The organism is Methylobacterium sp. J-068 (assembly GCF_022829445.1).
Taxonomy (GTDB): Bacteria; Pseudomonadota; Alphaproteobacteria; order Rhizobiales; family Beijerinckiaceae; genus Methylobacterium.
This window is the reverse complement of sequence record NZ_JAKSXY010000040.1, coordinates 13356-37809: the sequence shown is the minus strand read 5'-3', so window position 1 is coordinate 37809 and position 24454 is coordinate 13356. Positions and strand designations below refer to the sequence as shown.

21 protein-coding genes are annotated in these 24454 nt (G+C 70.8%); 16 read left to right on the top strand and 5 right to left on the bottom strand.

The features are described from left to right. Positions 1 to 4: 4 nt before the first annotated feature. The 10 genes from MKK54_RS03240 to MKK54_RS03195 all read left to right on the top strand — a co-directional run bounded on the left by MKK54_RS03240 (position 5) and on the right by MKK54_RS03195 (position 11146). Entirely contained in the window at positions 5 to 1708 is a 1704-nt protein-coding gene (locus MKK54_RS03240; RefSeq protein ID WP_244009151.1) for a dihydroxy-acid dehydratase, read from the top strand. A gap of 281 nt (positions 1709 to 1989) precedes the next feature. Further along, positions 1990 to 5157 carry a PAS domain S-box protein gene (locus MKK54_RS03235; protein WP_244009103.1) on the top strand — a complete coding sequence of 1056 codons (3168 nt, stop codon included), beginning with the start codon at positions 1990 to 1992 and terminating at the stop codon, positions 5155 to 5157. 295 nt (positions 5158 to 5452) lie between these two features. Next, positions 5453 to 5683 carry a hypothetical protein gene (locus MKK54_RS03230; RefSeq protein ID WP_244009102.1) on the top strand — a complete coding sequence of 77 codons (231 nt, stop codon included), beginning with the start codon at positions 5453 to 5455 and terminating at the stop codon, positions 5681 to 5683. Between the two features lie 133 nt (positions 5684 to 5816). Further along, positions 5817 to 6635 (top strand): cytochrome b/b6 domain-containing protein, encoded by an 819-nt coding sequence (locus MKK54_RS03225; RefSeq protein WP_244009150.1) that lies wholly within the window; start codon positions 5817 to 5819, stop codon positions 6633 to 6635. Further along, positions 6632 to 7555 (top strand): molybdopterin-dependent oxidoreductase, encoded by a 924-nt coding sequence (locus MKK54_RS03220; protein ID WP_244009100.1) that lies wholly within the window; start codon positions 6632 to 6634, stop codon positions 7553 to 7555. The genes MKK54_RS03225 and MKK54_RS03220 overlap by 4 nt, the downstream gene beginning before the upstream one ends. 547 nt (positions 7556 to 8102) lie before the next feature. Next, positions 8103 to 8864, top strand: coding sequence for a glycosyltransferase family 2 protein (locus MKK54_RS03215; RefSeq protein ID WP_244009098.1), 762 nt, complete (start codon positions 8103 to 8105; stop codon positions 8862 to 8864). Further along, positions 8861 to 9475 (top strand): phosphodiesterase, encoded by a 615-nt coding sequence (locus MKK54_RS03210; RefSeq protein WP_244009096.1) that lies wholly within the window; start codon positions 8861 to 8863, stop codon positions 9473 to 9475. Before MKK54_RS03215 ends, MKK54_RS03210 begins: the two co-directional genes overlap by 4 nt. Further along, positions 9472 to 10101, top strand: coding sequence for an HAD family hydrolase (locus tag MKK54_RS03205; RefSeq protein WP_244009095.1), 630 nt, complete (start codon positions 9472 to 9474; stop codon positions 10099 to 10101). The genes MKK54_RS03210 and MKK54_RS03205 overlap by 4 nt, the downstream gene beginning before the upstream one ends. Continuing rightward, positions 10098 to 10832 carry a glycosyltransferase family 2 protein gene (locus tag MKK54_RS03200; RefSeq protein ID WP_244009093.1) on the top strand — a complete coding sequence of 245 codons (735 nt, stop codon included), beginning with the start codon at positions 10098 to 10100 and terminating at the stop codon, positions 10830 to 10832. Before MKK54_RS03205 ends, MKK54_RS03200 begins: the two co-directional genes overlap by 4 nt. Continuing rightward, positions 10829 to 11146: a cupin domain-containing protein gene (locus MKK54_RS03195; protein ID WP_244009091.1), complete on the top strand. Its 318-nt coding sequence runs from the start codon at positions 10829 to 10831 to the stop codon at positions 11144 to 11146. The genes MKK54_RS03200 and MKK54_RS03195 overlap by 4 nt, the downstream gene beginning before the upstream one ends. 232 nt (positions 11147 to 11378) lie before the next feature. On the opposite strand, the gene rfbA is transcribed toward MKK54_RS03195, so the two are convergent. Genes rfbA through rfbC form a run of 4 tightly spaced genes read right to left on the bottom strand, consistent with a single transcriptional unit; the run spans position 11379 to position 14857 of the window. Further along, on the bottom strand, positions 11379 to 12269 hold the full coding sequence (gene rfbA / locus MKK54_RS03190) for a glucose-1-phosphate thymidylyltransferase RfbA (protein WP_244009089.1): 891 nt from the start codon (positions 12267 to 12269) through the stop codon (positions 11379 to 11381). Next, on the bottom strand, positions 12266 to 13174 hold the full coding sequence (gene rfbD, locus MKK54_RS03185; RefSeq protein ID WP_244009088.1) for a dTDP-4-dehydrorhamnose reductase: 909 nt from the start codon (positions 13172 to 13174) through the stop codon (positions 12266 to 12268). Before rfbD ends, rfbA begins: the two co-directional genes overlap by 4 nt. 4 nt (positions 13175 to 13178) lie before the next feature. Beyond that, positions 13179 to 14252 carry a dTDP-glucose 4,6-dehydratase gene (gene rfbB, locus MKK54_RS03180; RefSeq protein ID WP_244009086.1) on the bottom strand — a complete coding sequence of 358 codons (1074 nt, stop codon included), beginning with the start codon at positions 14250 to 14252 and terminating at the stop codon, positions 13179 to 13181. Positions 14253 to 14302: 50 nt separating this feature from the next. Further along, complete coding sequence (rfbC, locus tag MKK54_RS03175) at positions 14303 to 14857, bottom strand: dTDP-4-dehydrorhamnose 3,5-epimerase (protein WP_244009084.1); 555 nt, start codon at positions 14855 to 14857, stop codon at positions 14303 to 14305. Between the two features lie 358 nt (positions 14858 to 15215). Here rfbC and MKK54_RS03170 point away from each other — a divergent pair, with 358 nt between their 5' ends. The 6 genes from MKK54_RS03170 (at position 15216) to MKK54_RS03145 (ending at position 22469) form a co-directional block, all read left to right on the top strand. Further along, the gene (locus MKK54_RS03170) at positions 15216 to 15668 is read left to right on the top strand and encodes a hypothetical protein (protein WP_244009083.1); all 453 of its coding nucleotides are present in this window, start codon (positions 15216 to 15218) and stop codon (positions 15666 to 15668) included. 156 nt (positions 15669 to 15824) lie between these two features. After that, entirely contained in the window at positions 15825 to 17186 is a 1362-nt protein-coding gene (locus tag MKK54_RS03165) for an 8-oxoguanine deaminase (protein ID WP_244009148.1), read from the top strand. A 103-nt stretch (positions 17187 to 17289) separates the two neighbouring features. Then, entirely contained in the window at positions 17290 to 18786 is a 1497-nt protein-coding gene (gene xdhA, locus MKK54_RS03160) for a xanthine dehydrogenase small subunit (protein ID WP_244009082.1), read from the top strand. Beyond that, a complete protein-coding gene (gene xdhB / locus MKK54_RS03155) occupies positions 18779 to 21139 on the top strand; it encodes a xanthine dehydrogenase molybdopterin binding subunit (RefSeq protein ID WP_244009081.1) in 2361 nt (786 codons plus the stop codon). The genes xdhA and xdhB overlap by 8 nt, the downstream gene beginning before the upstream one ends. Next, positions 21136 to 21954 (top strand): xanthine dehydrogenase accessory protein XdhC, encoded by an 819-nt coding sequence (gene xdhC, locus MKK54_RS03150; protein WP_244009080.1) that lies wholly within the window; start codon positions 21136 to 21138, stop codon positions 21952 to 21954. The genes xdhB and xdhC overlap by 4 nt, the downstream gene beginning before the upstream one ends. Positions 21955 to 22079: 125 nt before the next feature. Then, entirely contained in the window at positions 22080 to 22469 is a 390-nt protein-coding gene (locus MKK54_RS03145; protein WP_244009079.1) for a hypothetical protein, read from the top strand. Here the strand turns inward: MKK54_RS03145 and MKK54_RS03140 are convergent. Then, positions 22460 to 24442: an alpha/beta hydrolase domain-containing protein gene (locus MKK54_RS03140; RefSeq protein ID WP_244009078.1), complete on the bottom strand. Its 1983-nt coding sequence runs from the start codon at positions 24440 to 24442 to the stop codon at positions 22460 to 22462. The two genes, MKK54_RS03145 and MKK54_RS03140, sit on opposite strands and share 10 nt — an antisense overlap. Between the last annotated feature and the right edge of the window lie 12 nt (positions 24443 to 24454).

The following is a 24454-nucleotide window of genomic DNA, read 5'->3' as shown; positions in this document are numbered from 1 at the left end:
CGTCATGCCGGACGAACCGCACGGACTCGATCGGGGCCTGACCAACTATGGAGACCGCGACTTCGCGCGCTTCCTGCGCCGCTCGTTCGCCCGCTCCATGGGGATCTCGCCCGCCCTGCTGGCGAAACCCGTCATCGGCATCGCCATGACGCCGTCCGGCTTCAACAATTGCCACCGTTCCATGCCGGAACTGGTCGAGGCGGTCTCGCGCGGCGTGCTGGCGGCCGGCGCCCTGCCGCGCCCCTTCCCGACCGTGTCGCTCGGCGAGGTTTTCCTCAATCCGACCAGCATGATGTACCGCAACCTCATGGCCATGGACACGGAGGAGATGATCCTGGCCCAGCCCATGGACGCGGTCGTGCTGATCGGCGGCTGCGACAAGACCGTGCCGGCCCAGCTCATGGGCGCGGCCTCCGCCGACCTGCCCGCGATCCAGCTCGTGACCGGCCCGATGTCGACGGGCCGCCATCGCGGCCAGCGCCTCGGCGCCTGCACCGATTGCCGCGGGTTCTGGGCCAAGTACCGCGCCGGCAGCGTCGACGCCGAGGAGATCGCCGAGGTCGAGGGCCGGCTCTCGGTCACCGCCGGCACCTGCGCGGTGATGGGCACCGCCTCCACCATGGCCTGCATCGCGGAGGTGCTCGGCCTGTCGCTGCCCGGCACCGCCGCGATTCCGGCGGTGCATTCCGACCGCCTCGTCGCGGCCGAGGAGACCGGGCGGGCCGCCGTGCGTCTCATCGAGACGAAGATCCGCCCGAGCCACGTCATCACCGAGAAGTCGGTCGAGAACGCGATTCGGGTGCTGATGGCGCTCTCCGGCTCCACCAACGCCATCGTCCACCTCACCGCCATCGCGGGACGCCTCGGGATTCGAGTCCCACCCGGGCGCTTCAACGCGATCTCGGACGAGACCCCGGTGCTGGTCGACCTGAAGCCCGTCGGGCAGGGCTACATGGAGGATTTCCACGCGGCCGGCGGCATGGGCGCGCTCCTGCGCGAACTCCGGCCGCTCCTCCATCTCGACACCCTGGACGTGGAGGGCCGCACGCTCGCCGAGCGCCTGGACGAGCCGCCCGGCTGGGTCGACCGCGCCGTGATCCGTCCCTTCGCCGATCCGGTCTCGCCGGTGGGCGGGCTCGTCTCGCTCTCGGGCAGCCTGGCGCCGGACGGCGCCATCTTCAAGCGCGCCGCCGCGACGCCCGAGCTGTTCGAGTCGGAGGGCCGCGCCGTGGTGTTCACGGGCCTGGAGGACCTGAGCCGGCGCATCGACGACCCCGACCTCGACGTTCTGCCCGGCGACATCCTGGTCCTGCAGAACGCGGGCCCGCACGCGGCGGGCATGCCGGAGGCGGGCTACCTGCCGATTCCGAGAAAGCTGGCGCAGGCCGGCGTGAAGGACATGGTGCGGATCTCGGACGCGCGCATGTCGGGCACGGCCTTCGGCTCGATCGTGCTGCACGTGGCACCGGAAGCGGCGGTCGGCGGCCCGCTCGCGGCGGTGCGCGACGGCGACCGCATCCGCCTCTCGATCCGCGACAAGCGGGTGGACCTGCTGGTCGAGCCCGGGGAGATCGCCCGCCGCCTCGAAGGCTTCCGGCCGCCGCCGGCCCCAAGCCGTGGCTACAAGGCGCTCTACCGCCGCAGCGTGACGCAGGCCCCCGAGGGCTGCGACTTCGACTTCCTGGCGGGGGGCGCCGAGCCGGGTTGAGGCGAACGGCCCGGACGCGGCGACCGGGCCGTCACGAGCCTTGCGGGGAGCGGGTCCGGTCGGGCAAGCCGTGTTCTGCGGCGGGTCGTCGCGTTGTGTGCCCCCACCGTACGAGGCAAACGCCCGCATGCCCCCCGCCCTCTCGCCGAGCCCCGAACCCCTCGCCATGGTCGACCGCCGCTCGCTTCGGGACGACACGACGGCATGAGGGCATTTCGAAGCGTCCGCGACGGCCGAGGCCCCGCCCCGCTCGCCCGATGTCCCTCGCGAGGCGCGCTACGTTGAGCGACGTCTCCTTCCTGCCGGGCGACACCCTGGCCTTCCTGTCGGGCGGCGGCGAGGCCGCCCGCCTGATCCGCGCGCGCGACTGGTCGGACCATCCCCTCGGACCGCCGGAGACCTGGCCCGTGGCGTTCCGCACGGCGCTCAGCCTCGTGCTGAACTCGCCGGAATCGATGATCCTCGCCTGGGGTCCGGACCTCCACTTCTTCTTCAACGACACCTACGTCCCGCTGCTGGGCCCGCGCCTCGCCTGGGCCATGGGCGAGCGCTTCGACGTGGTCTGGGCCGATGGCTGGGCGCAGGCCAAGCCCATCATCGACGATGCCTTCGCGGGCCGCAGCCACCGCTTCGAGAACCTGCCCTGGAAGCTCGATACCGACCGGGGCGCCGCCGATACCTGGTTCACGTTCTCCTACTCGCGCGTCCTCGACGGCGAGGGCCGCGTCGCCGGCCTGTTCATCCTCACGAACGAGACCACCGCCAGCGTCCTGGGCGAGGCGGCCCGGCACGAGAGCGAGGACCATCTCCGCCACACGGTCGAGTTGAACCCCCAGGTGCCCTGGACGGCCGACCCGCAGGGCAACATCGTCTCCTACTCGCCCCGCTGGCTCGAACTCACGGGGCAGGCCCCGGGCGAGCCGGACGGCACCGGCTGGACCAAGCCGCTCCATCCCGACGACCTGGAACCGACCCTGGCGGTGTTCGCGGCCCGGCTCGCCTCCGGCGAGCCCGTGGACGTCGACTACCGCATCCACATCGCGGGCACGGGCGAGTATCGCTGGATGCGGGCCCGCGCCTATCCGCGCCGGGACGCCTCCGGCGCGATCCTGCGCTGGTACGGCGTCGTCGAGGACGTGGACGACCGCAAGCGCGCCGAGGCCGCGCTGCGTGAGAGCGAGGAGCGCCTGCGCCTCGTGATCGAGGGCGCCAAGGACCACGCCATCCTCACGACCGACACCGCCGGGATCATCACGAGCTGGTCGGCCGGCGCCGAGGCGGCGTTCGGCTGGTCCGCCCCGGAGGCGGTGGGGCGGCCCTTCGGCCTGATCTTCACGCCCGAGGACCGCGCGCGGGGGGCGGACGCGCACGAACTCGCGACGGCGGCACGGACGGGCTCGGCCACCGACGCGCACTGGCACCTCACGAAGGAGGGCCGGCGCGTCTTCATGGACGGGTCGGTGCATCCGCTGCCGCCCGACGCGCAGGGCCGGCCGCGCGGCTTCCTCAAGGTCGCCCGCGACGAGACCGCCCGCATCCGGGCCGAGGAGGCCCGCCGCGCGAGCGAGGCCGACCTGCGCCTCGTGGCCGATGCGCTGCCCCTGCTGGTGTCCTTCGTCGACCGCAGCCTGACCTACCGGTTCGCCAACGGCGCCTATCGCGAGTGGTTCGACCGCGATCCCGAGGCCGTCATCGGCCGGACGATCCGCGAGATCGTGAGCGAGCAGGGCTTCCGGGTGCGGCTGCCGTATATCGAGCGGGCCCTGGCCGGCGAGGCCGTACGCATGGACCTGCCCTGGCCCTGGCCGGACGGCCGCCGCCGCATCGCCGACATCCGCTACACCCCGCGCCGGGACGGCCGAGGGGCGGTCGACGGCTTCTACGTCTTCGTGCAGGACGTCACCGCCCAGCGCGACGCCGAGGCCGGGCTGGCGGCCGAGCGCGACCGCCTCTGGGACCTCAGCGAGGATCTCCTCGTCAACGCCGATTACGACGGTCGCCTCCGGCGGGTCAGCCCGTCATGGACGGCCCTGCTCGGCCATGACGAGGCGACGCTGCTGACCCGTCCCTACGTGGAGATCATCCATCCCGACGACCGCCCGGTCGTGACGGAGGCGCTCCGCGACATGCGTGCCTCCGGGCGGCCGGTCCGGGTCGAGAACCGGATCCGGGCCGCGGACGGGACCTGGCGCTGGATCGCCTGGAAACTGGCGCCGGAGCCCGGCGGCGCGCGCCTGACGGGCGTCGGGCGCGACATCACGGGCGAGCGGGAGGCCGCCGAGGCGAAGGCGCTTCTGGAAGAGCAGCTGCGCCAGTCGCAGAAGATGGAGGCGGTGGGCCAGCTCACCGGCGGCCTCGCCCACGACTTCAACAACCTGCTGGCCGGCATCTCGGGTTCGCTGGAACTGATGCAGTCCCGCATGCAGCAGGGCCGGTTCGGCGATGTCGAGCGCTACATGGCGGCCGCGCAAGGGGCGGCCAAGCGCGCCGCCGCCCTGACGCACCGCCTGCTCGCCTTCTCGCGCCGCCAGACCCTCGACCCGAAGCCGACCCAGGTGGACGCCCTCGTGAGCGGGATGGAGGAGCTGATCCGGCGCACGGTCGGGCCGGCCATCGCGGTCGAGGTCGTCGGCGCCGCCGGGCTCTGGCCCACATTGGTCGATCCGCCGCAACTGGAGAACGCGCTCCTGAACCTCTGCATCAACGCGCGCGACGCGATGCCGGCGGGCGGGCGCATCACCATCGAGACCGCCAACCTTTGGCTCGACCGGGAGCACGACCTCCCCGCCGGGCCGTACCTCGCCCTCCGCGTGACCGATACCGGCACCGGCATGAGCCCGGACGTGGTCGCCAAGGCGTTCGACCCGTTCTTCACCACCAAGCCGCTCGGGCAGGGCACCGGGCTCGGCCTCTCGATGATCTACGGCTTCGCCCAGCAATCGGGTGGCCAGGTCCGCATCGATTCCGAGGTCGGCCGGGGCACGACGGTGTGCCTGTACCTGCCCCGCACCCGGCGCGCGGTGGGCGAGGACGCTCCGCTCGACGGGCCGACGGAGCCCTCCCGGGCAGGACGCGGCGAGACGGTCCTGGTCGTCGACGACGAGCCGACCGTGCGCATGCTGGTGACGGAGGTGCTGGAGGAACTCGGCTACACCACCATCGAGGCGGCCGACAGCGCCTCGGGCCTGAAGGTGCTGCAATCGGACGTGCGCCTCGACCTGCTGATCACCGATGTGGGCCTGCCCGGCGGCATGAACGGGCGCCAGATGGCCGATGCCGGCCGCGCGCGGCGGCCCGGCCTGAAGGTGCTGTTCATCACGGGCTATGCCGAGAGCACGGTGATCGGCGACGGACAGCTCGAGCCCGGCATGGCCGTGCTGACGAAGCCGTTCGTGGTCGAGACGCTGGGGGGCCGCATCCGGGAGATGATCGCCGGCCGGTCGCCGTAGGGGCCCGCGAAGCGGAGGGACGCCGCTGCGCCTTGACCGCGTCATACCGCTTGATCCCTTCGGGATGGCGGATTCGGTATGAAACCTTTCGCCTCGCGCGGTCGTACGGAGCCTTCGAGACCCCTTGGGAGCCCTAACGGGCGCTCACGCGCGAGCGGGCCGCTTCAGCGCTCGGTGAACTGTGTCCCGGGAGCATGCCCGGTGAAAATTTCTTATCTTTTTCAGGAACTTGGGCAAAGTTCATCGCTTCTCTCAGGGTCCGGAGAGGCAATCTTTCTTTCGTAGGAGATCATTCATGAAGACCAAGACCCTCGCGCTCGCCGCCACGATCCTCGGTTCGCTGGCTCTCGGCGCCGGTGCCGCCACCGCCGCGCCCATGGCCGTCAACGGCCTGCAGACGGATCATTCCAGTGTGACGCAGGTCCGCATGGACCGCAGCGAGCGGATGATGATGAAGAAGCGCATGATGCGGAAGCAGATGATGAAGCGCCGCATGATGAAGAAGCGGATGATGAACCGCATGTGATCCGACTCGAATCCGACCCTGGAGGGGTCCGCCCGGACCCCTCCTCCCGCCCTCGCGACGAGGCCCCGGTTTGGCTCCCACCGACCTGACGCGTTGCGCGCCCGATTTTCGCGAAGTCGAACGGCGGCGCTGGATGTTCCGGCACCCCCTCGTCATCCGCGTCACCCACTGGGTCAACGCGGTCTGCCTCCTCGTCCTGCTGATGAGCGGCCTGCAGATCTTCAACGCGCACCCCGCCCTGTACTGGGGCAATGTCTCGACCTTCGACACGCCGCTCCTGGCGATGACCTCGACCGAGGACGATCCGCCCAAGGGCGTGACCACGATCCTCGGGCGCCGCTTCGAGACGACCGGCCTGCTCGGGCTCTCCACCGGCCCCAACGGCGCGCCGGCCGACCGCGCTTTCCCGCCTTGGGCGACGCTGCCGGGCGACCAAGACCTCACGGGCGGCCGCTCCTGGCACTTCTTCTTCGCCTGGGCCTTCGTCCTCAACGGGCTCGCCTACCTGCTCTACGGCCTGTTCAGCGGGCAGCTTCGGGGCCGGGTGATTCCCGCGCGCGACCAGATTCGCCACTTCGGCGCCTCGGTCCGGGAGCACCTGACCCTGCGCTTCCCGCATGGAGAGGAGGCCAAGCGCTACAACGTCATCCAGAAGCTCACCTACGCCCTCGTCCTGTTCGTGCTCCTGCCGGTGCAGGTGCTGGCGGGGCTGGCGATGTCGCCGGCCATGAACGCGGCCTTCCCCTTCCTGCTGACGCTCTTCGATGGCCGGCAATCGGCGCGCACGGTCCACTTCGCGGTGGCCGGCCTCCTCGTGCTGTTCGTCCTCGTCCACGTCGCCCTGGTCGTGCTGTCGGGCTTCTGGAACAACATGCGGGGCATGGTGACCGGCTGGTTCGTGATCGAGCGGGACATCACCCCCGCCTCCCCGGCGCGGGAGCCCGAGGCATGAGCCGGATTCCGAGCCGCCGCACACTCCTGGCCGGGGCTTCGGCCACGGCCGCCGCGACCCTGCTCGGGGCCTGCGACCGGCTGGGCAACGTCGAGTGGTTCCGACGCACGCTCAAGACCGGCGAAGACGCGAACATGTTCGTCCAGCGCCTGCTCCTGACCGAACGGTCCCTCGCGCCCGAATACACCGCGGCCGACATCTCGCCCTGGTTCAAGCCGAACGGAACGGAGGACCCGCCGGACAAGGCCTACAAGGCGCTGGCGCGCCGCAAGTTCGCCGATTACCACCTGGAGATCGGTGGCCTCGTCGAGGCGCCGTTCAGCCTGTCCCTGGCCGAGCTGCGCGCGCTGCCGTCCCGGACCCAGATCACCCGCCACGATTGCGTCGAGGGCTGGAGCTGCATCGGCCAATGGACGGGGGTGCCGCTGGCCAACCTCCTGACCCGGGCCAGGCTGAAGCCGGCGGCGCGCTACATCGTCTTCCACTGCGCCGACACGATGGAACAGGCCAGCCCCCTCGAAGGCGGCGACGACCCGGAGACGACGGAGCCCGAGGCGGCACCCACCGGCGCCAACCCGAACATGACCCGGCGCCCGGCCGGCGCCGAGGACAGACGCGACAGCGGCAAGGGGGAGGATACGGCGTCCGGGGACGACGGCACGGCCCCGATCCGGTTCTACGAGAGCATCGACCTCGTCGACGCCTTCCATCCGCAGACCATCCTCGCCTACGCACTCAACGGCGAGACGCTTCCGATCGCGAACGGCGCGCCCTTGCGCCTGCGGCTCGAACGCAACCTCGGCTACAAGCAGGCCAAGTACGTGATGCGCATCGAGGTGGTCGCGAGCTTCGCCGATATCGGCCAGGGCAAGGGCGGCTACTGGGAGGACCAGGGCTACGCTTGGTACGCGGGCATCTGAGCGTCGAGGCGGTGGCCGGCGCCGGCCTGCCATCGACGGGCCCCATGGGCCGCTCGAAGATCACCCAAGCATCGCGCGACTCCGCTGCTGGAACCCGGCAGGCTTCGTCGGATCGGATTCTGACCAGTCGGATGCGGGTCAGATGATTTCGCGGTTCGCCGGACTGCGGGGCGTCGGCCCAATTCGCGTCTTGGTGATTGCCGGTGCCTGTGATAGCGGGTTGCCCGCGGCAACGCTTCGATGATGGTCTGTTCCGTGATGTGTCCGATCGCGATGACGAGTTCTATTCGTGGCGCGCGTTGTTCAGCAGAGGCTGCGTCGTCGTTTGAATTCGACGTGTCACGCGAAGGTGATGTCATCGATCAATACGGTGCAATGAAGCTGGCGTGAGATTTTACGATCATCTACGAGCGCTCATGACTGAGGCCTTCCCCTGTCCGACACGAAGGGGAAGGCGTCGGAGGCTTGATCGGACCCGTCCGGGGTTGGGTCCGATGCGAGCGAGAGACGGGAAGCGCCGTGCTGCGGCCGCATGGAGGAGAGCACTTTGACCGAGCCGATGACGATCGTCATTCCCATGGCCGGGCGGGGCAGCCGCTTCGCGGTCGCCGGATACAAGGACCCCAAGCCGCTCATCCCGGTGAAGGGCGTCCCGATGATCCGCCTGGTCATCGAGAACCTGCGTCCGTCGCGGCCGCACCGCTTCGTCTTCATATGCCAGCGCGATCACGTCGCCGACTACAAGCTGGCGGAATTGCTGCCGACCTGGGCGCCGGGCTGCGCGATCGTGGAACTCGACGGGATCACCGAGGGCGCGGCCTGCACCGTTCTGGCAGCGGCCGACGAGATCAGCGACGCGCCCCTGATGATCGCCAACAGCGATCAGTATGTCGACGTCGCGATCGACGACTACCTCGCGGTTCAGGATCAGGGCTACGACGGATTGATCATGACCATGACGGCGCATGACCCGAAATGGTCGTTCGTCGGCCTGAACGCGGAAGGGCTGGTCACCACCGTCGTGGAGAAGCAGGTGATCTCGGACGAGGCCACGGTCGGGATCTACAACTTCGCGCGCGGACACGATTTCCTGCGCGGCGCGCGGCGCATGATCGCCGACGGTAAGCGCGTGAACGGCGAGTTCTACGTGGCGCCGGTCTATAACGAGATCATCGCCGAGGGCGCCCGGATCGCGATCAGCAACGTGGGCACGGATACGGCCGGCATGTACGGCCTCGGCATTCCCGCCGACCTCGAATACTTCGTGTCTCAGCCGGTCGCCGCGCGCGCCACGGCGGCGATCCGGTGAGGATTATCAGCCATCGCGGCTTCTGGCTGACGCCGGAGGAGAAGAACGCGCGGACGGCCTTCGATCGAACCCTGGCCGCCGGCTTCGGAACCGAGACGGACGTTCGGGACTGCGGCGGGAAACTCGTCGTGTCCCACGATCCGCCGGCTGGAACCGAGATGCCGTGGGACGCGGTGGTCCGCGCCTTCGACGGAACCGGCCTGCCGCTGGCCGTCAACGTCAAGGCCGACGGCTTGGCGCCCCTGCTGGCGACGGCGTTCGACGGCCGCGCCATCGACTGGTTCGCCTTCGACATGTCCGGCCCCGAGATGGTTCGGTTCCGCCGCGCGGGGCTGCCCTATTACACGCGTCACAGCGACGTCGAGCCCGATCCCATCCTGTACGCGGAGGCGGACGGCGTATGGCTCGACGCCTTCGAGACGCAGTGGTTCGACGACACGACGATCACCGCCCATCTGGCGCGCGGCAAGGCCGTCTGCATCGTCTCACCGGAGTTGCACGGACGCGACCCCGCTCCCCTCTGGCGCGCGCTGGCCCGGCTGTCCGGAACGCCCGGCGTCACGCTCTGTACGGATCAGCCGGATCAGGCACGGCAGGTGTTCGAGCAATGATCAAAGCAGTCGTCTTCGATATGGACGGTGTCCTCATCGACGCCAAGGAGTGGCACTACGATGCCCTCAACCGGGCCCTGCGCCTGTTCGGGACGGAGATCAGCCGCGCCGATCACCTGACCACGTTCGACGGGTTGCCGACCAAGCGCAAGCTCGAGCTCCTGTCGACCACCGAGAACCTGCCGGGCGCGCTGCACGGGTTCCTGAACGAGTTGAAGCAGATCTACACGATGGAGATCGTCAGCGTCCGCTGCAAGCCGGTCTTCATGCACGAGATGGCGCTGTCGGCCCTCAAGAGCCGCGGCGTGAAGCTCGCCGTCGCGTCCAACTCCATCCGGCCCACCGTCGAGGCCATGATGAGCCGCGCGCGGCTGACGAAGTATCTCGACCTCATGCTGTCGAACCAGGACGTCAGCCGGGCAAAGCCCGACCCCGAGATCTACACCCTGGCGATGCAGCGTCTCGGCACGTCGCCGGACGAGACCCTGATCGTCGAGGACAACGAGCACGGCATCCGGGCCGCGCGTGCCTCGGGCGCGCACGTGCTGGTCGTGAAGTCGGTCCAGGACGTGAACATCGCCAACATCGATAGCCGTATCGCTGCCATCCACGGAGGCGCAGCATGAACGTTCTCATCCTTGCCGCCGGCGAAAAGCAGCCGGCCTCCGGAAGCCCGGTCTACCCGACCTGGCTGTCCGAGATCGAGGGCACGCTCCTCCTCGAGCGCCAGGTCAAGGCCCTGCAGGCGGCCGAGTCGGCCCGCTTCATCTTCCTGTTTCGGCACGAGGATGTCGAAACCTACTACCTGAACGACATCATCGGGCAGATCGCACCCGGATCCGTGACGATCGGCCTGCGGGGCGAGACGGCGGGGGCGGCCTGTACCGCCCTGCTGGCGATCGGCGACATCGACATGGACGCCGAGCTCGTCGTCGCGAGCGCGACGGACCAGATCGATGTGGATTTCGCGGCCGTCATCGCGGGTTTCCGAAACCAGGGCGCCGACGCGGGCATCCTCACCTTCCCGTCGCTGCATCCCCGCTACTCCTACGTGCGCATCGATGCCGAGGGGTGGGTGGTGGAGAGTTCGGAGAAGCGTCCGATCAGCCGTTCGGCCAGCACGGGCCTGTACTGGTTCAGGAAGGCCTCCGACTTCTTCGACGGCGCCAAGGAGATGATCCTCAAGGACGCGCACGTTCAGAACAAGTTCTTCATCTGCCCGATCCTCAACGAATTGATCCTCTGCCAGAAGAAGATCGGCGTCTACCGCCTGACGACGGACCAGTACCATCCCCTGAAGTCCGACAAGCAGGTCGACCACCTCGAATCCCTCCTGGAAGAAGGCGCCACGGCATGAAGCGTGCTCGACTTGCGGACATGGTGGGGGGCTGGTTCATCGGAAACTTCGAGCCATCCGTGCTGAGGACGGGCGACTTCGAAGTCGGCATCAAGCGCTACAAGGCCGGCGACGTCGATGTCGCCCATTACCACCGCATCGCCACCGAGATCACGGTGGTCGTGTCCGGAGAGGTCGAGATGCTCGGCGAGCCTTGCAGCGCCGGAGACATCCTCACCGTCGAGCCGGGCGAGGTGAACCAGTTCCGCGCCATCACGGATGCCGTGCTGGCCGTGGTGAAGACCCCGTCCGTGGCGGATGACAAGTTTCAGTAGACCGACGCCGTCTGGTCCGACGTTTCCGGGCTCGTAGAGACCAAGGCTGACGGAACCAGCCGCCCGCCTTGGAGATGTCTCGGGGGGCCGGATCGCCACGCGCAACCCGGCCGTCCCCGCAAGGGCGAGCGACGATCGTCAAACACCACCAGACCAGACGCGAGCGGCTCCGGGCCATCTCCGAGAGCCTCCGAGACGCGATCGGGCGTCCCGGAGGTCCCGTGGCTCCGTGTCAGCGGGCCAGGAGGGCGGCGGGGTCTTCCTTGGCGAGCTTGAGCAGGTTCTGGCCGTAGGCGGTCTTGGCGAAGAGCTTGCCGCGCGCGATCAACTGCTCCTGGCCGATGAAGCCCTGCAGGTAGGCGATCTCCTCCAGGCAGGCGACCTGGAGGCCCTGCCTGTGCTGGAGGGTGCGCACGAACTCGGACGCCTCCAGCAGGCTGTCATGCGTGCCGGTGTCGAGCCAGGCGTAGCCGCGCGACATCCGCTCCACATGGAGCTGGCCGCGCTCCAGGTAGGCCTCGTTGATGCTGGTGATCTCCAGTTCGCCGCGAGCCGACGGCTTCACGGCGGCGGCGATGTCGACCACCTGGTTGTCGTAGAAGTACAGGCCCGTCACCGCCCAGGGGCTCTCGGGCTCCGGCGGCTTCTCCACGAGACGCAAGGGGCGGCCGTCCTTGTCCAGGGTCACCACGCCGTAGGCCGACGGATTGTCGACGTGGTAGGCGAACACCGTGGCCCCGGTCTCGCGCTCGCGCGCGCGCCGCAGCAACTCGCCCATGCCGTTGCCGAAGAACAGGTTGTCGCCCAGCACCAGGGCGACGCTGTCGTCGCCCACGAAATCGGCGCCGATGATGAAGGCCTGCGCGAGGCCCTCCGGGCGGGGCTGGACCGCGTAGGAGAAGGACAGGCCGAACTGCTCGCCGGTGCCGAACAGGCGCTTGTAGTTGTCGAGGTGCTCGGGCGAGGAGATGATCAGGATGTCGCGGATGCCGGCCAGCATCAGCACCGAGACCGGGTAGTAGATCATCGGCTTGTCGTAGACCGGCAGCAGCTGCTTGTTGATCGACAGGGTCGCCGGGTGCAGCCGCGTGCCGGTGCCTCCGGCCAGAACGATCCCCTTCATGCCTGTGTCTCCTTGGGCTGGTGTGCGGGCCCGACCAGGCGGTCGAGGATGTCATCGACGGCCTCCGTCCACGGCCGGGGCGTCAGGCCGTAGGCCTCCGTCAGGCTCCGCGTCGAGAGCTGCGAATTGGCCGGGCGGCGCGCCGGGGTCGGGAAGGCGCTGGTCGGAATGGCGTCCACCGGCACGAGGCGTCCGCCGCGACGGGCGGAGGCCGCGATGATCCCGCGCGCGAACCCGCACCAGGTGGTGGCGCCCGCATTGACGAAGTGGTGCGTGCCCGTGGGGGCATCGGGATCGCGCGCCATCGCCTGGGCGATCACCGCCAAGCCGGCGGCGAGATCGCCCGCGCTGGTCGGATTGCCGTGCTGGTCGTCGACCACGCTGAGGCGGTCGCGCTCGGCGGCCAGACGCAGCATCGTCTTGACGAAGTTGCCCCGGTGCGGGCTCACCACCCAGGCGGTGCGGATGATGGCGTGGCGCGGGTTGGCGCTCCGCACCGCCATCTCGCCGGCGGCCTTGCTGGCGCCGTAGACGCTTCGGGGGTTCACCGGCGTCTCGGGGATGCAGGCGCCCGTGCCCTGCCCGTCGAAGACGTAGTCGGTTGAGACGTGGACGAGCGGGATGCCGGCGCGGGCCGTGGCGGCGGCCAGGAGCGCCGGGGCCACCGCGTTCAAGGTCCAGGCCGCCGCGATCTCGCTCTCGGCCTTGTCGACGGCGGTGTAGGCCGCCGTGTTGACCACGGCGGCGTAGGGGCGCTCGCTCAAGGCGGCCTCGATCGCGGCCGCGTCGGTGACGTCGAGCTGCGCACGGGTCGGGGCGTGCAGGCGCACGTCCGGCCCCCAGAGCGCCGGGACCTGCAACTCGGTGCCGACCTGCCCGGCGCCGCCGAGGATCAGGATGTCCATGTCGTCAGGCCTTCCCGGCGGGGCTCGCGCTCAGGCCGAGCCCGAGGCGCTCGCCGGTGTAGCGGCCCTCGCGGATCGGACGCCACCAGGATTCGTTGTCGAGGTACCAGCGCACGGTCTCCTCCAGGGCCTGCTCGAAGTCCTTGGTGGGGTGCCAGCCGACCTCGGCCTCGGCCTTGGAGGGGTCGATGGCGTAGCGCCGGTCGTGGCCCGGGCGGTCGGTGACGTAGGTGATCAGCCGGTCGTGCGGCGCGTGCTCGGGGCGCAGCCGGTCGAAGGCGGCGCAGAGCGCCTTGACCACGCTGAGGTTGTTGCGCACCGAGCGGCCGCCGAGGAGGTAGGTCTCGCCGAGACGCCCCTTCTCCAGCACCGCCACGAGGCCGCGGGCATGGTCCTCCACGTGGATCCAGTCGCGCTCGTTCAGGCCGTCCCCGTAGACGGGCAGGCTCTTGCCCTCGAGCGCGTTGAGGATCATCAGCGGGATGAGCTTCTCGGGGAAGTGGCGCGGCCCGTAATTGTTCGAGCAGTTCGTGACCAGGACCGGCAGGCCGTAGGTCTCGTGCCAAGCGCGCGCCAAGTGATCGGAGGCCGCCTTCGAGGCCGAGTAGGGCGAGCGCGGGTCGTAGCGACTCTCCTCGGTGAAGAACGCGTCCGGCGGCAGGGAGCCGTAGACCTCGTCGGTGGAGACGTGGAGGAAGCGGAACCTCGCCTTGGCCTCGCCCGTCAGCCCGTCCCAGTAGGTGCGGGCGCCGTCGAGCATGACCTGCGTGCCGACCACGTTGGTGCGGATGAAGGCGCCCGGATCGGTGATCGAGCGGTCGACGTGGCTCTCGGCGGCGAGATGCATCACCGCGTCGGGCTGGAACTCCGCGTAGAGCGCGTGCACGGCCTTGGGGTCGCAGATGTCGGCCTCGACCAGCCGGTGCCGGGGGTCGTCCGCCAGGGGCTGGAGCGAGATCGGGTTGGCCGCGTAGGTCAAGGCGTCCAGCGTCGCGACGTCGTGTCCGAGATCCTGGACCAGGTGCAGGACCAATGCCGATCCGATGAAGCCGCAGCCGCCGGTGACCAAGATGCGCATGGGATGAAACGATCTTTCGAGGATAAGGAGTCGGGCCCGGTGTAGTGGGCTCAGAACAGCGGCGGAAGTTCGGCCAGCCGCGGCGCGACCCGGTCCTTGGCCGAGAGCTGCGCCTCCGCTTCCGTCACCGGCCAGGCGATGCCGAGGTCCGGATCGTTCCAGAGCAGGCCCGCATCGTGTTCCGGGCTGTAGACGCCGCCCGCGACCTTGTAGGCCACCATCGTGTCCGGCACGAGGGTGCAGAAACCGTGCCCGAACCCGATCGGGATATACAATTGCTCGCCGTTCTCGGCATCGAGCCGCACGGCCACGTGCTGGCCATAGGTCGGAGACGCGCGCCTCAGGTCGACCGCGACGTCCAGGATGGCGCCGGCCAGAACGCGGATGAGCTTGGCCTGCGCCATCGGGTGGCGCTGAAAATGCAGGCCGCGCACGGTGCCTTGAGGGGCGGAGAAGGACTGGTTATCCTGAATGAAGACGTCGTCGATCCCGTTCTTGGCCAGGACATCCGTCCGGTACGTCTCGGAGAACCAGCCGCGCTCGTCGCCGAAACGTTTGGGAACGATACGCCGCACGTGCGAAATGTTCGTCTCGATCACCTGCATGGTGGAAGGACCCCAAACTTCGAGATTTCGACCGTTCTAGGCAGTTTTCGGTTGCGCCCTGTCAAGGGGCACGGGTGCTTTAACGAGCGGCACGGGGCCTGATGGCTTCCGGCGCGGCGACGCGGAACGTCCCTGCCTTGCTTCCGACATCCGGCCTTGCAACGGATGGGCGAAGCTTCGACGGTCCGGCGTTGTCCTTGTTCTTGCTCTCGATTTCGCGCGCCTCGCGTCGCGCGGGCAGAAAGTACCGATGACGAAGATCCAGATTGTTGCGGGTACCTTTGGCGAAGGTCCGGGATCTTACGAAACCGGGGTCCTTTCCTTTCCGGACGGGAGTGTCCGGGGTGTCGAGGATTTGGTGGACCTGATCCTGCCGCATGAATCCGGTGCGGTGACGCGACGCGGCGGCATCGCGCGGGGCCTGCGGGACGCGCTGGCCGCCACCGGTCCCCTGCCGCGTCCCCTCGGGCTGGCGGCCTCCGTCCTCGGGGCCGGGCTCGACGTGCTCGGCGGGGATGGGCGCCCCACCCTGTCGATCGACCTTCGCTTCGAGGACGGCGCCACGGCGTCGATCCGCGCGGATGCCGAGACCGCGGCGCGGATGAGCCGGGACCGCGAGGTGGTTCGTCTGGCGGTCCTGCGCCGGGCGACGGCCCCGATCGCCGCGCCCGCGGGCGCCGCTCCCGCCGCCGAAACGCGATGGCCCGAGACTCCGGGGCCGGACGCGCCTGCCCTGGCGTCAATCTTCGCCTACGAGAAGCGCGGGGGACGCCTGCGCCGCCTCGCGGCCAAGGCGCGGGACGACGCCTGATCGGACCCCTTGCCGCCGCACCCCGGGGGGCGTGCGCGGCGTCATGGCGCTTCCCGGATGCGCATCATGGCTGGTGACGATCGCCTCGACCTCGCGCAGGCTGACGACGACGATACGGCGTCTTCGCGAGATCAGGACACAGGAGTGACGGAGAGCATGGTCGAATCCGGTCCATCCAAGCGCCTCTGGATCCGCAACCCGCTGGCGATCCTCGCCGCCGATGCGGGTGGGGGCGTCGTCGTCGCGGGCACCCGCATCGTCGAGCGGGTGCCCGCGGGCGGCAGGCCCGCCGCCCCCGTGGACGAGACCTTCGAGGCCGGCCGCCACGTGGTCATCCCCGGTCTCGTCAACACCCATCACCACTTCTTCCAGACGCTGACCCGCGCCCACCCGGTGGCGATCAACAAGCCGCTCTTCCCCTGGCTGAAGGCGCTCTACACGGTCTGGGACAAGATCACGCCGGACGCGTTCCGGCTGGCCACGCGCCTCGCCTACACGGAACTGCTGCTCTCCGGCTGCACCACGGCCGGCGACCACCATTACCTGTTCCCCAAGGGACTCGAATCTTCCGTCGACATCCAGGTCGAGGAGGCGGGGCCGATCGGCATCCGCGCCTTCGTCACCCGCGGCTCGATGAGCCTGTCGGTGCGCGACGGCGGCCTGCCGCCCGAATGCCTCACGCAGGGTGACGACACGATCCTGGCCGACAGCGAGCGGGTGCTGCGCCTGTTCCACGATCCCACGCCCGGCGCGATGGTGCAGATCGGCCTCGCGCCCTGCTCGCCCTTCAACGTCACGAAGCGGCTGATGCGCGAGAGCGCGGCGCTCGCCGAAGCCCACGATTGCCGCCTGCACACCCATCTCGGCGAGACCCTGGACGAGGACCGCTACTGCGTCGAGATGTTCGGCCAGCGCCCGGTCGATTATCTCGAGGAGGTGGGCTGGCTGGGGCCCCGCACCTGGCTCGCCCACGGCATCCACTTCGACGACGCGGAGGTGAAGCGCCTGGGCGCCGCCGGTGTCGGCGTCTGCCACTGCCCGACCTCGAACATGACCCTGGCGTCGGGCCGGTGCCGGACCTGCGAGCTGGAGGCGGCGGGCAGTCCCGTCGGCCTCGGCGTCGACGGCTCGGCCTCGAACGACAATTCGAACCTGATGGAGGGCGTGCGCCACGCCCTGATGCTCAACCGCCTGACCTACGGCGCGGAGGCCGTGACCCATCTCGACGCCCTGCGCTGGGCCACCGAGGGCTCCGCCGCCTGCCTCGGGCGGACGGATATCGGCCGGATCGCGGAGGGCCGCGAGGCGGATCTGGCGCTGTTCACCCTCGATGAACTGCGCTTCTCCGGCGCGCACGATCCGCTCGCCGCCCTGGTGCTCTGCGGCGCCCACCGGGCCGACCGGGTGATGGTGGCGGGCGCCTGGCGGGTGATCGACGGCCAACCCCTGGGCATCGAGACCGGGCAGCTGCGCGAGGCCCATACCCGCCTCGCCCACGCCCTGTTCGGGAGCCTCTGAGCGTGGCCCCGGCCGCAGCCCCGCTCCGGAGGCAGGGGCAGAGACGCCCCTGTTTAATGCCCACGACATCTTCGTGCGTTTCGGCGATTTCACGGGGGCTCGCATGAGACACGCCATCCGCTTCCTACTCGGCCACGAGGCGCGCACGATCGAGTCCTGCGACCCGACGCTGACGGTGCTCGACTGGCTGCGCGGCCCCGAGCGGCTGATCGGCACCAAGGAGGGCTGCAACGAGGGCGATTGCGGCGCCTGTACCGTGGTGGTCGTGCGCCCGGAGGGGCCGCCCGGCGCCGAGCGCCTGCGCTACCGCGCGGTCGATGCCTGCATCACCTTCCTGGGTCAGCTCGACGGCTGTCAGCTCCTGACCGTCGAGCACCTGCGCGGAGCCGACGGCACGCTCCACCCGGTCCAGCGCCTCATGGTGGAGGAGCACGGCTCGCAATGCGGCTTCTGCACGCCGGGCTTCGTCATGTCGCTGTTCGCGCTCACGAAGGATCCGCCCGCCGCGACCGGCGACGCCCGGTCGTCGGCGAGCCCCATCGACGACGCGTTGGCGGGCAATCTCTGCCGCTGCACCGGCTACGCCCCCATCGTGCGCGCCGCCGAGCGGGCGCTGGCCGCCCCCGAGGCGGACGCGTTCGACGCCGCCCATGACGCGACCCTCGCCCGGCTGCTGCGCCTGCACGACGCGGAGACCGTCGCGGTCGCCGGGCCCAGGGGCCGCTTCCTCGCCCCCGCCACCATCCCGGCGCTGGTCGACCTCGTGGCCGAGCATCCCCGCGCGACGATCGTCGCCGGGGCCACCGACGTGGCCCTGTGGGTCACCAAGGGCCTGCGCGTGCTCGATCCGGTGATCTGGCTCGGGCGGGTGCGTGCCCTGCGCGTCGTGGATGAAACGCCCGACCACCTCTCTCTCGGGGCGGGCGTGAGCCTCGCCGAGGCCGGCACCCACCTCGCCCGGCTGCATCCGGATCTCGGCGAGCTCTTCCGCCGCCACGGCGCGGCACAGACCCGCAATGCCGGGACGCTCGGCGGCAACATCGCCAACGGCTCCCCCATCGGCGACGCCGCGCCGGCCCTGATCGCCCTCGGGGCGCGCCTCCACCTGATCGGCCGGGGCACCGAGCGCGAGATTCCGCTCGAGGATTTCTTCATCGCCCATGGACGGCAGGACCTGCGCCCGGGCGAGATCGTCGCCGGCGTGCGGGTGCCGAAGCTCGGCCCGGAGACGATCTTTCGCGCCTACAAGGTCTCGAAGCGCTTCGACGAGGACATCTCCGCGCTCCTCGGCGCGTTCCGGCTCACCCGCGACGGCGGCACGGTCACGCAGGCGCGGATCGCCTATGGGGGCATGGCCGGCACGCCGAAGCGCGCGCTCCGGGCCGAGGCCGCCCTCGCCGGCCTGCCCCTCGACGCCGCGCTCGTCCCCGCCGTCCGGGCGGCGCTCGCGCAGGATTTCACCCCGCTCTCGGACATGCGCGCCTCGGCCGGCTACCGCCTCAAGGTCGCCGGCAACCTGATCGAGCGCCTGATCCACGAGAGCGGGCCGCACGCGCCCGAAACCTGCCTCGCGGCGATCCGGGAGCCGGCCCATGCTTGACCGCCCGCTTCCCGCCCCGAAGGCCGACGACCGGATCGCGGGCGGCGCCCACACGCCGCGCGCCCACGACAGCGCCGCCCGCCACGTGGCCGGCTCGGCGATCTACATCGACGACATGGCCGAGCCGGCGGGGCTCCTGCACGTCTGCCTGGGCCTGAGCGAGCGGGCCCATGCCCGCCTCGTCGCGGTGGACCTCGGCCCCGTGCGCGCGGCCGAGGGCGTGGCGGCGGTGCTCACCGCCGCCGACGTGCCGGGCGTCAATCAGATCTCGTCCTCGCACCGGGGCGACGAGCCGATGCTGGCCGAGGACCGGGTCTTCTATCTCGGCCAGCCGATCTTCGCGGTGGCGGCCCTGACCCGCGACGCGGCGCGCCGCGCCGCCCGGCTCGCGGTCATCGCCTACGAGGACCTCGCGCCCGTCCTCAGCTACGGGCAGGCCCGCGCGGACGGAACCCTCGTCTGGCCGCCCATGACCCTGAAGCGCGGCGATTCCGACGCGGTCCTGGCCGAGGCGCCCGGCATCGTGCGCGGCCGCGTGGCCATCGGCGGCCAGGAGCACTTCTACCTCGAGGGCCAGATCGCCCTCGCCATCCCGGGCGAGGACGACGAGGTCACGGTCCACACCTCGACGCAGCACCCGTCCGAGGCCCAGGCCCTGGTCGCCCGGGTGCTCGGCACGGTCAATTCGGCGGTGACGGCGGAGGTCCGCCGCATGGGCGGCGGCTTCGGCGGCAAGGAGAGCCAGTCGAACCTCTTCGCCTGCGTGGCCGCCCTGGTGGCGAAGAAGACCGGCCGCGCGGCCAAGATCCGGCCCGACCGCGACGACGACATGCGCATCACCGGCAAGCGCCACGATTTCGAGGTGGACTACCTCGTGGGCCACGATCCGGAGGGCCGGATCCTGGCCGTCGACATGCAGCTCGCCGCCCGCTGCGGCTGGGCCGCCGACCTCTCGGGGCCCGTCACCGACCGCGCCCTGTTCCACGCCGACAATTGCTACCACTACCCGGCGGTGCACCTGACCTCGCGGCCCTACCGCACGAACACCCAGTCCAACACGGCCTTCCGGGGCTTCGGCGGCCCGCAGGGCATGGTGGCGGCCGAGCGGGTGATCGAGGAGGTGGCCTATGCCTGCGGGCTCGACCCGCTGGAGGTGCGCAAGCGCAACTTCTACGGCACTGAGACCGACAACGTCACGCCGTACCACCAGGTGATTTCCGACAATTGCATCCGGGACCTGGTGGCGAAGCTCGAAGCGGATTGCGACTATGCCGGGCGCCGCGCGGCGCTGCACGCGGCCAACGCGGCGAGCCCGGTGATCAAGCGCGGCATCGCCCTGACGCCGGTGAAGTTCGGTATCTCCTTCACCTCCACCGCCTACAATCAGGCCGGTGCCCTGGTGCACATCTACAACGACGGCTCGGTCGGCCTGAACCACGGCGGCACCGAGATGGGCCAGGGGCTCCACGTCAAGGTCGCGCAGGTGGTGGCCGAAGAGTTCCAGATCGACGCCGACCGCGTGCGCATCACCGCGACGACCACGGGCAAGGTGCCCAACACCTCGGCCACCGCCGCCTCGTCGGGGGCCGACCTCAACGGCATGGCGGCGCGGGCCGCCGCCCGGACCCTGAAGGAGCGCCTCGTCGCCTTCGCGGCGCAGGCCTGGAGCGTCGCGCCCGAGACGGTGCTGTTCCTGCCCAACCAGGTGCGGGTGGGCAACCGGGAGATCGCCTGGGCCGAGCTGATCCACGCGGCCTATCTCGCCCGGGTCCAGCTCTCGGCCACGGGCTTCTACAAGACGCCGACGATCCACTGGGACCGCGAGGCGGGCCGGGGCCACCCATTCTACTACTTCGCCTACGGGGCGGCCTGCGTACAGGCGGCGGTCGACACCCTGACCGGCGAGTACCGGATCGAGAGGGCCGACATCCTGCACGATTGCGGCCGCTCCCTGAACCCGGCCGTGGACCGGGGCCAGATCGAGGGCGGCTTCATCCAGGGGCTCGGCTGGCTCACCACGGAGGAATTGTGGTGGGACGGCGCGGGCGCGCTACGCACCCACGCCCCCTCCACCTACAAGATCCCGGCCTGCGGCGACCGCCCGCGCATCTTCAACGTCGCCCTCTACGAGAACGAGAACCGCGAGGCGACGATCTACCGCTCGAAGGCGGTGGGCGAGCCGCCCCTGATGCTCGGCATCGCCGGCCTGCACGCGCTCTCGGACGCGGTGGCGTCCGTCGCCGGCCACCGGCACTGCCCCCGCCTCGACGCGCCCGCGACCCCCGAGCGCGTCCTCGACGCCGTCGACCGGATGCGGGCCCTGGCGGAAGACTCCAGAATTGCGCGGCCGTGAGCGCCGACCCGTCGGAGGCGCTGTCCGGGCCCCTGTCCGCCGCCCTCGGCGCGGGCGAGCCGGCCGCCCTCGTGACCCTGGCGGAGGCGCGGGGCTCGACGCCGCGCGAGGCGGGCGCCGCCATGCTGGTGATGCCGGGCCGCGTGGCCGGCACCATCGGGGGCGGCACCTACGAGTGGGCGGGCATCGCCCGCGCCCGGCGGCTCCTGGCGTCGGGCGAGGGAGCGGCCGCCCTGTCCCTGCCGCTGGGGCCGGAGACCGGCCAGTGCTGCGGCGGCCACGTCACCCTCGCGATCGCGCGGGCCGATGCCCGCACCCTCGCGGCCTTGCGCGCCCGAGAGGCCGAGGCGGCGGCGCGGGCACCGCTGGTGATCATCTACGGCGCCGGCCATGTCGGGCGCGCCCTGGCGCTGGCGCTCGATCCGCTGCCGTTCCGCATGCGGATCGTCGATGACCGACCCGAAGAGATCGCCCGCGTGTCGAGCACCCGCGCCGCGCGCGAGGCCGGTCCGGCGGGCGCGGTGGCCGGGTCCGCGCCGCCGGGGGCCGCCCACGTGGTGGCGACCCACAGCCACGCCCTCGACAGCCTGATCTGCGCCGGCCTGCTGGAGGCGAACCGCTTCGCCTATCTCGGCCTGATCGGATCGGCCACGAAGCGGGCCACCTTCCTCGGCGCCTTCCGGGCGATGGGGCTCGACGAGGCGGCCCTGGCGCGACTCGTCTGCCCCATCGGCGGCACGCCGGTGCGCGACAAGCGCCCCGCCGTGATCGCCGCCCTGGTGGCGGCCGAACTCATCGCGGTGTTCGCGACCTGATCGGGGGCGCGCCGGCAACCTCGCCAACACCGCGGAAATGTGGTCTGGCGGCGATCCGCCCCGCGTGACGGGTCGGGCGGTTTCCCACGCGCGCCGGGGCGCGGTCCCCTGTCAGGCGAGGTCACATGATCCAGAAGACCCATCTTCCGCCGGACGCGACGCTGATCCAGATCGCGGGCGAGCTCGCCGAGCCCGAGGAATACCTGCGCCGGATGCTCGGCAACATGCGCTTCTGTCAGAAGCGGCACGGGGACGCGCTGGTGCGCATCGGCGTCACCGGCAAGCGGAAGGGCCAGTGGCTCAGCCCCTCCTACCGCATCGACTACCACGCCGACGGGGTCGTGACCGTCTTCAACGGCTTCGGCGGCACCTCGCATAGCGCCTTCACCGAGACCAACGTCCGCGAGACCAACTGGAGCCGGGGCCACGCCACGATCCAGGAGGTCCAGCGCCTCTACGACGACCTGCGCAAGGGCCCCCTCAGGGCCCCGCCGCCGCCCGCCGATCAGGGCTGATCGTCCGCCTTGCGGGCGGCCGCGACGAGGCGCTCGGCATCCTCCGGCAGGAGCAGCCTGTCCGCCACGAGGCCGTCCGCCGCGCGGGTGACGGCGGCGAGACGGTCGCCCCGCTCCGGGTAGCGCTCGGCCAGGGAGGGGCGCGGATCGCCGAGCGCCTCCCGCTCGGCTTGGCCCTTCGCCAGGGGCAGCCGGCTGCCCTCCCGGTCGCAGAGCTCCCCGGCCGGGAACGGCTCGGCGTAGAGGTTCCAGCCCGTATGGGTCGCGACCGGCGCCGCGATCTCGGGCAGGCGGATGCCCGCGCGCTCGTGGCCGTCCGCGTCCACCCTCGGCACCAGGGGTCTGTATTGCGGGCCGGCCTCTGGACGCGGGTCGACGGCGCTGGAAAAGCGCGCGATCGCGTTCGGCGCATCGGGCATGCGCAGGCCCGGGATGTAGGGAAAGCCCGTCTCCTCGGCCGGCCCGAGCGTTCCGTCCGCGAGACGCGGCACCCGGCTCGGCGGGGGCGCCGTGCCGCGCGTGACCCACTCCTCCAGGGCCACCAGCAGGGCCCGCAGGGCCGGGGCGGGGTTGAGGGTGTTGCGGGGGTGCAGGCACGGCCCCCGGGTCGAGGTCAGGCCCGCGCGCCCGTAATGGAAGCCGCTGGAGACGAGGTAGGCCCGCGCGGTCTCGGGGAGCGCCACGTCCGTCTGGCCGAGGGGATCGGTGGTCAGCAGCGAGGCGCCCTTCTGCCAGTACTCGGTGCTGGTGTTCACCTCCATCAGCAGCGGGTCGAACCCGTCCCCGCGCAGCAGGGCGCCGGATTGGCCCGTCACCGGATCGCGCAGGGTGGCGGCCGAGAACGGAAAGGCGTTCTCGGGGTAGAGGTGGTCCTCGTGCTGGGTGTTGGTGCGCGAGGGCTGGCCGAAGCGGGCGTTGAGGTAGACGCCGCCGATGCCGGAGATGTGCAGGAGCATGCCGTCGAAGACGCGCCGGCCGGCCTCGTCCTGGTTGAAGCCCTGGTGGATGTAGTCCCGCAGGAAGCGCCCGCTCTGCGAGATGCCCAGCGCCACCGCGTGCCGGATCGCGCCGCCCGCCGGGTTCTCGGCCGAGGCGGGCCCGCGCAGGTAGGCCACCACGTCGCGCGTGGCGGCAAAGCCGATGCCGAGCACCTTCGGCTGGGTCGCCGGGTAGGTCAGCGTGTAGAGCGTTCCGGGCTCGGGCTTCACGCTTCCGGGCAGCAGGCGCAGTTCGCCCGGCGCGACGAAGGTCCAGGCTTGCGGCGGGACGGTGCGGGGCGTGTCCGCCTCCCGCCGGCGCACCGTGAGGCGGGCATTCGCCTGGTCGAGGGCGGCGGCCCTGAAGGTCAGCACGAACGGCGCCTCGGGCGGCCCCCGCGTGGCGCTCACGAGTTCGTCGCGCACGGTTTCGACGATCGGCGCCCCGTCACGGGTCGCGACCGGCACGTCGATCGCCATGCCGCCCTGCTGGCGCAGGGCATCCGCCTCCCAGCCGGACCAGACCAGCGTGTCGCCCCGCCGCAGGACCAGGGCCGTGCCCGCATCCTGCAGGCTCCGTGGATCGTTCACCGCCTGGGCGGCCTGCGGGGCTGCGTCGAGCACCCAGTTGAACAGGAACTTCCGGCCGCGATTGAGGACCTCGTAGAGCAGCGTACCGCTGGCGCGGGCGGGGTCCTTCGGCCGCAGCATGAAGAAATCGGTGCGGTATTCCACCAGTCCGCGCGCGTTGCGGGGCGCCAGCGCCAGGTCGACGATGCCGGCGTTGCGCGGGTCGGCCGGGTCGAGTTCGCCCCGCGCGACGCCGATGACGCGCTCGTAGGCCCCGGCCGCGCCGAAATCCTGCCCCTCGGCGAAGGGCTCGACCGCCCGCACCTCGATGGCGGTGACCCGCGCCAGGGCGGGCTCCCCCGGGCTCCCGCACAAGCCCCCGCAGAGGACCGCGCCCAGGCGGACGGCCTTGCGAGAAAAGTCCATGCGCATCCGCGT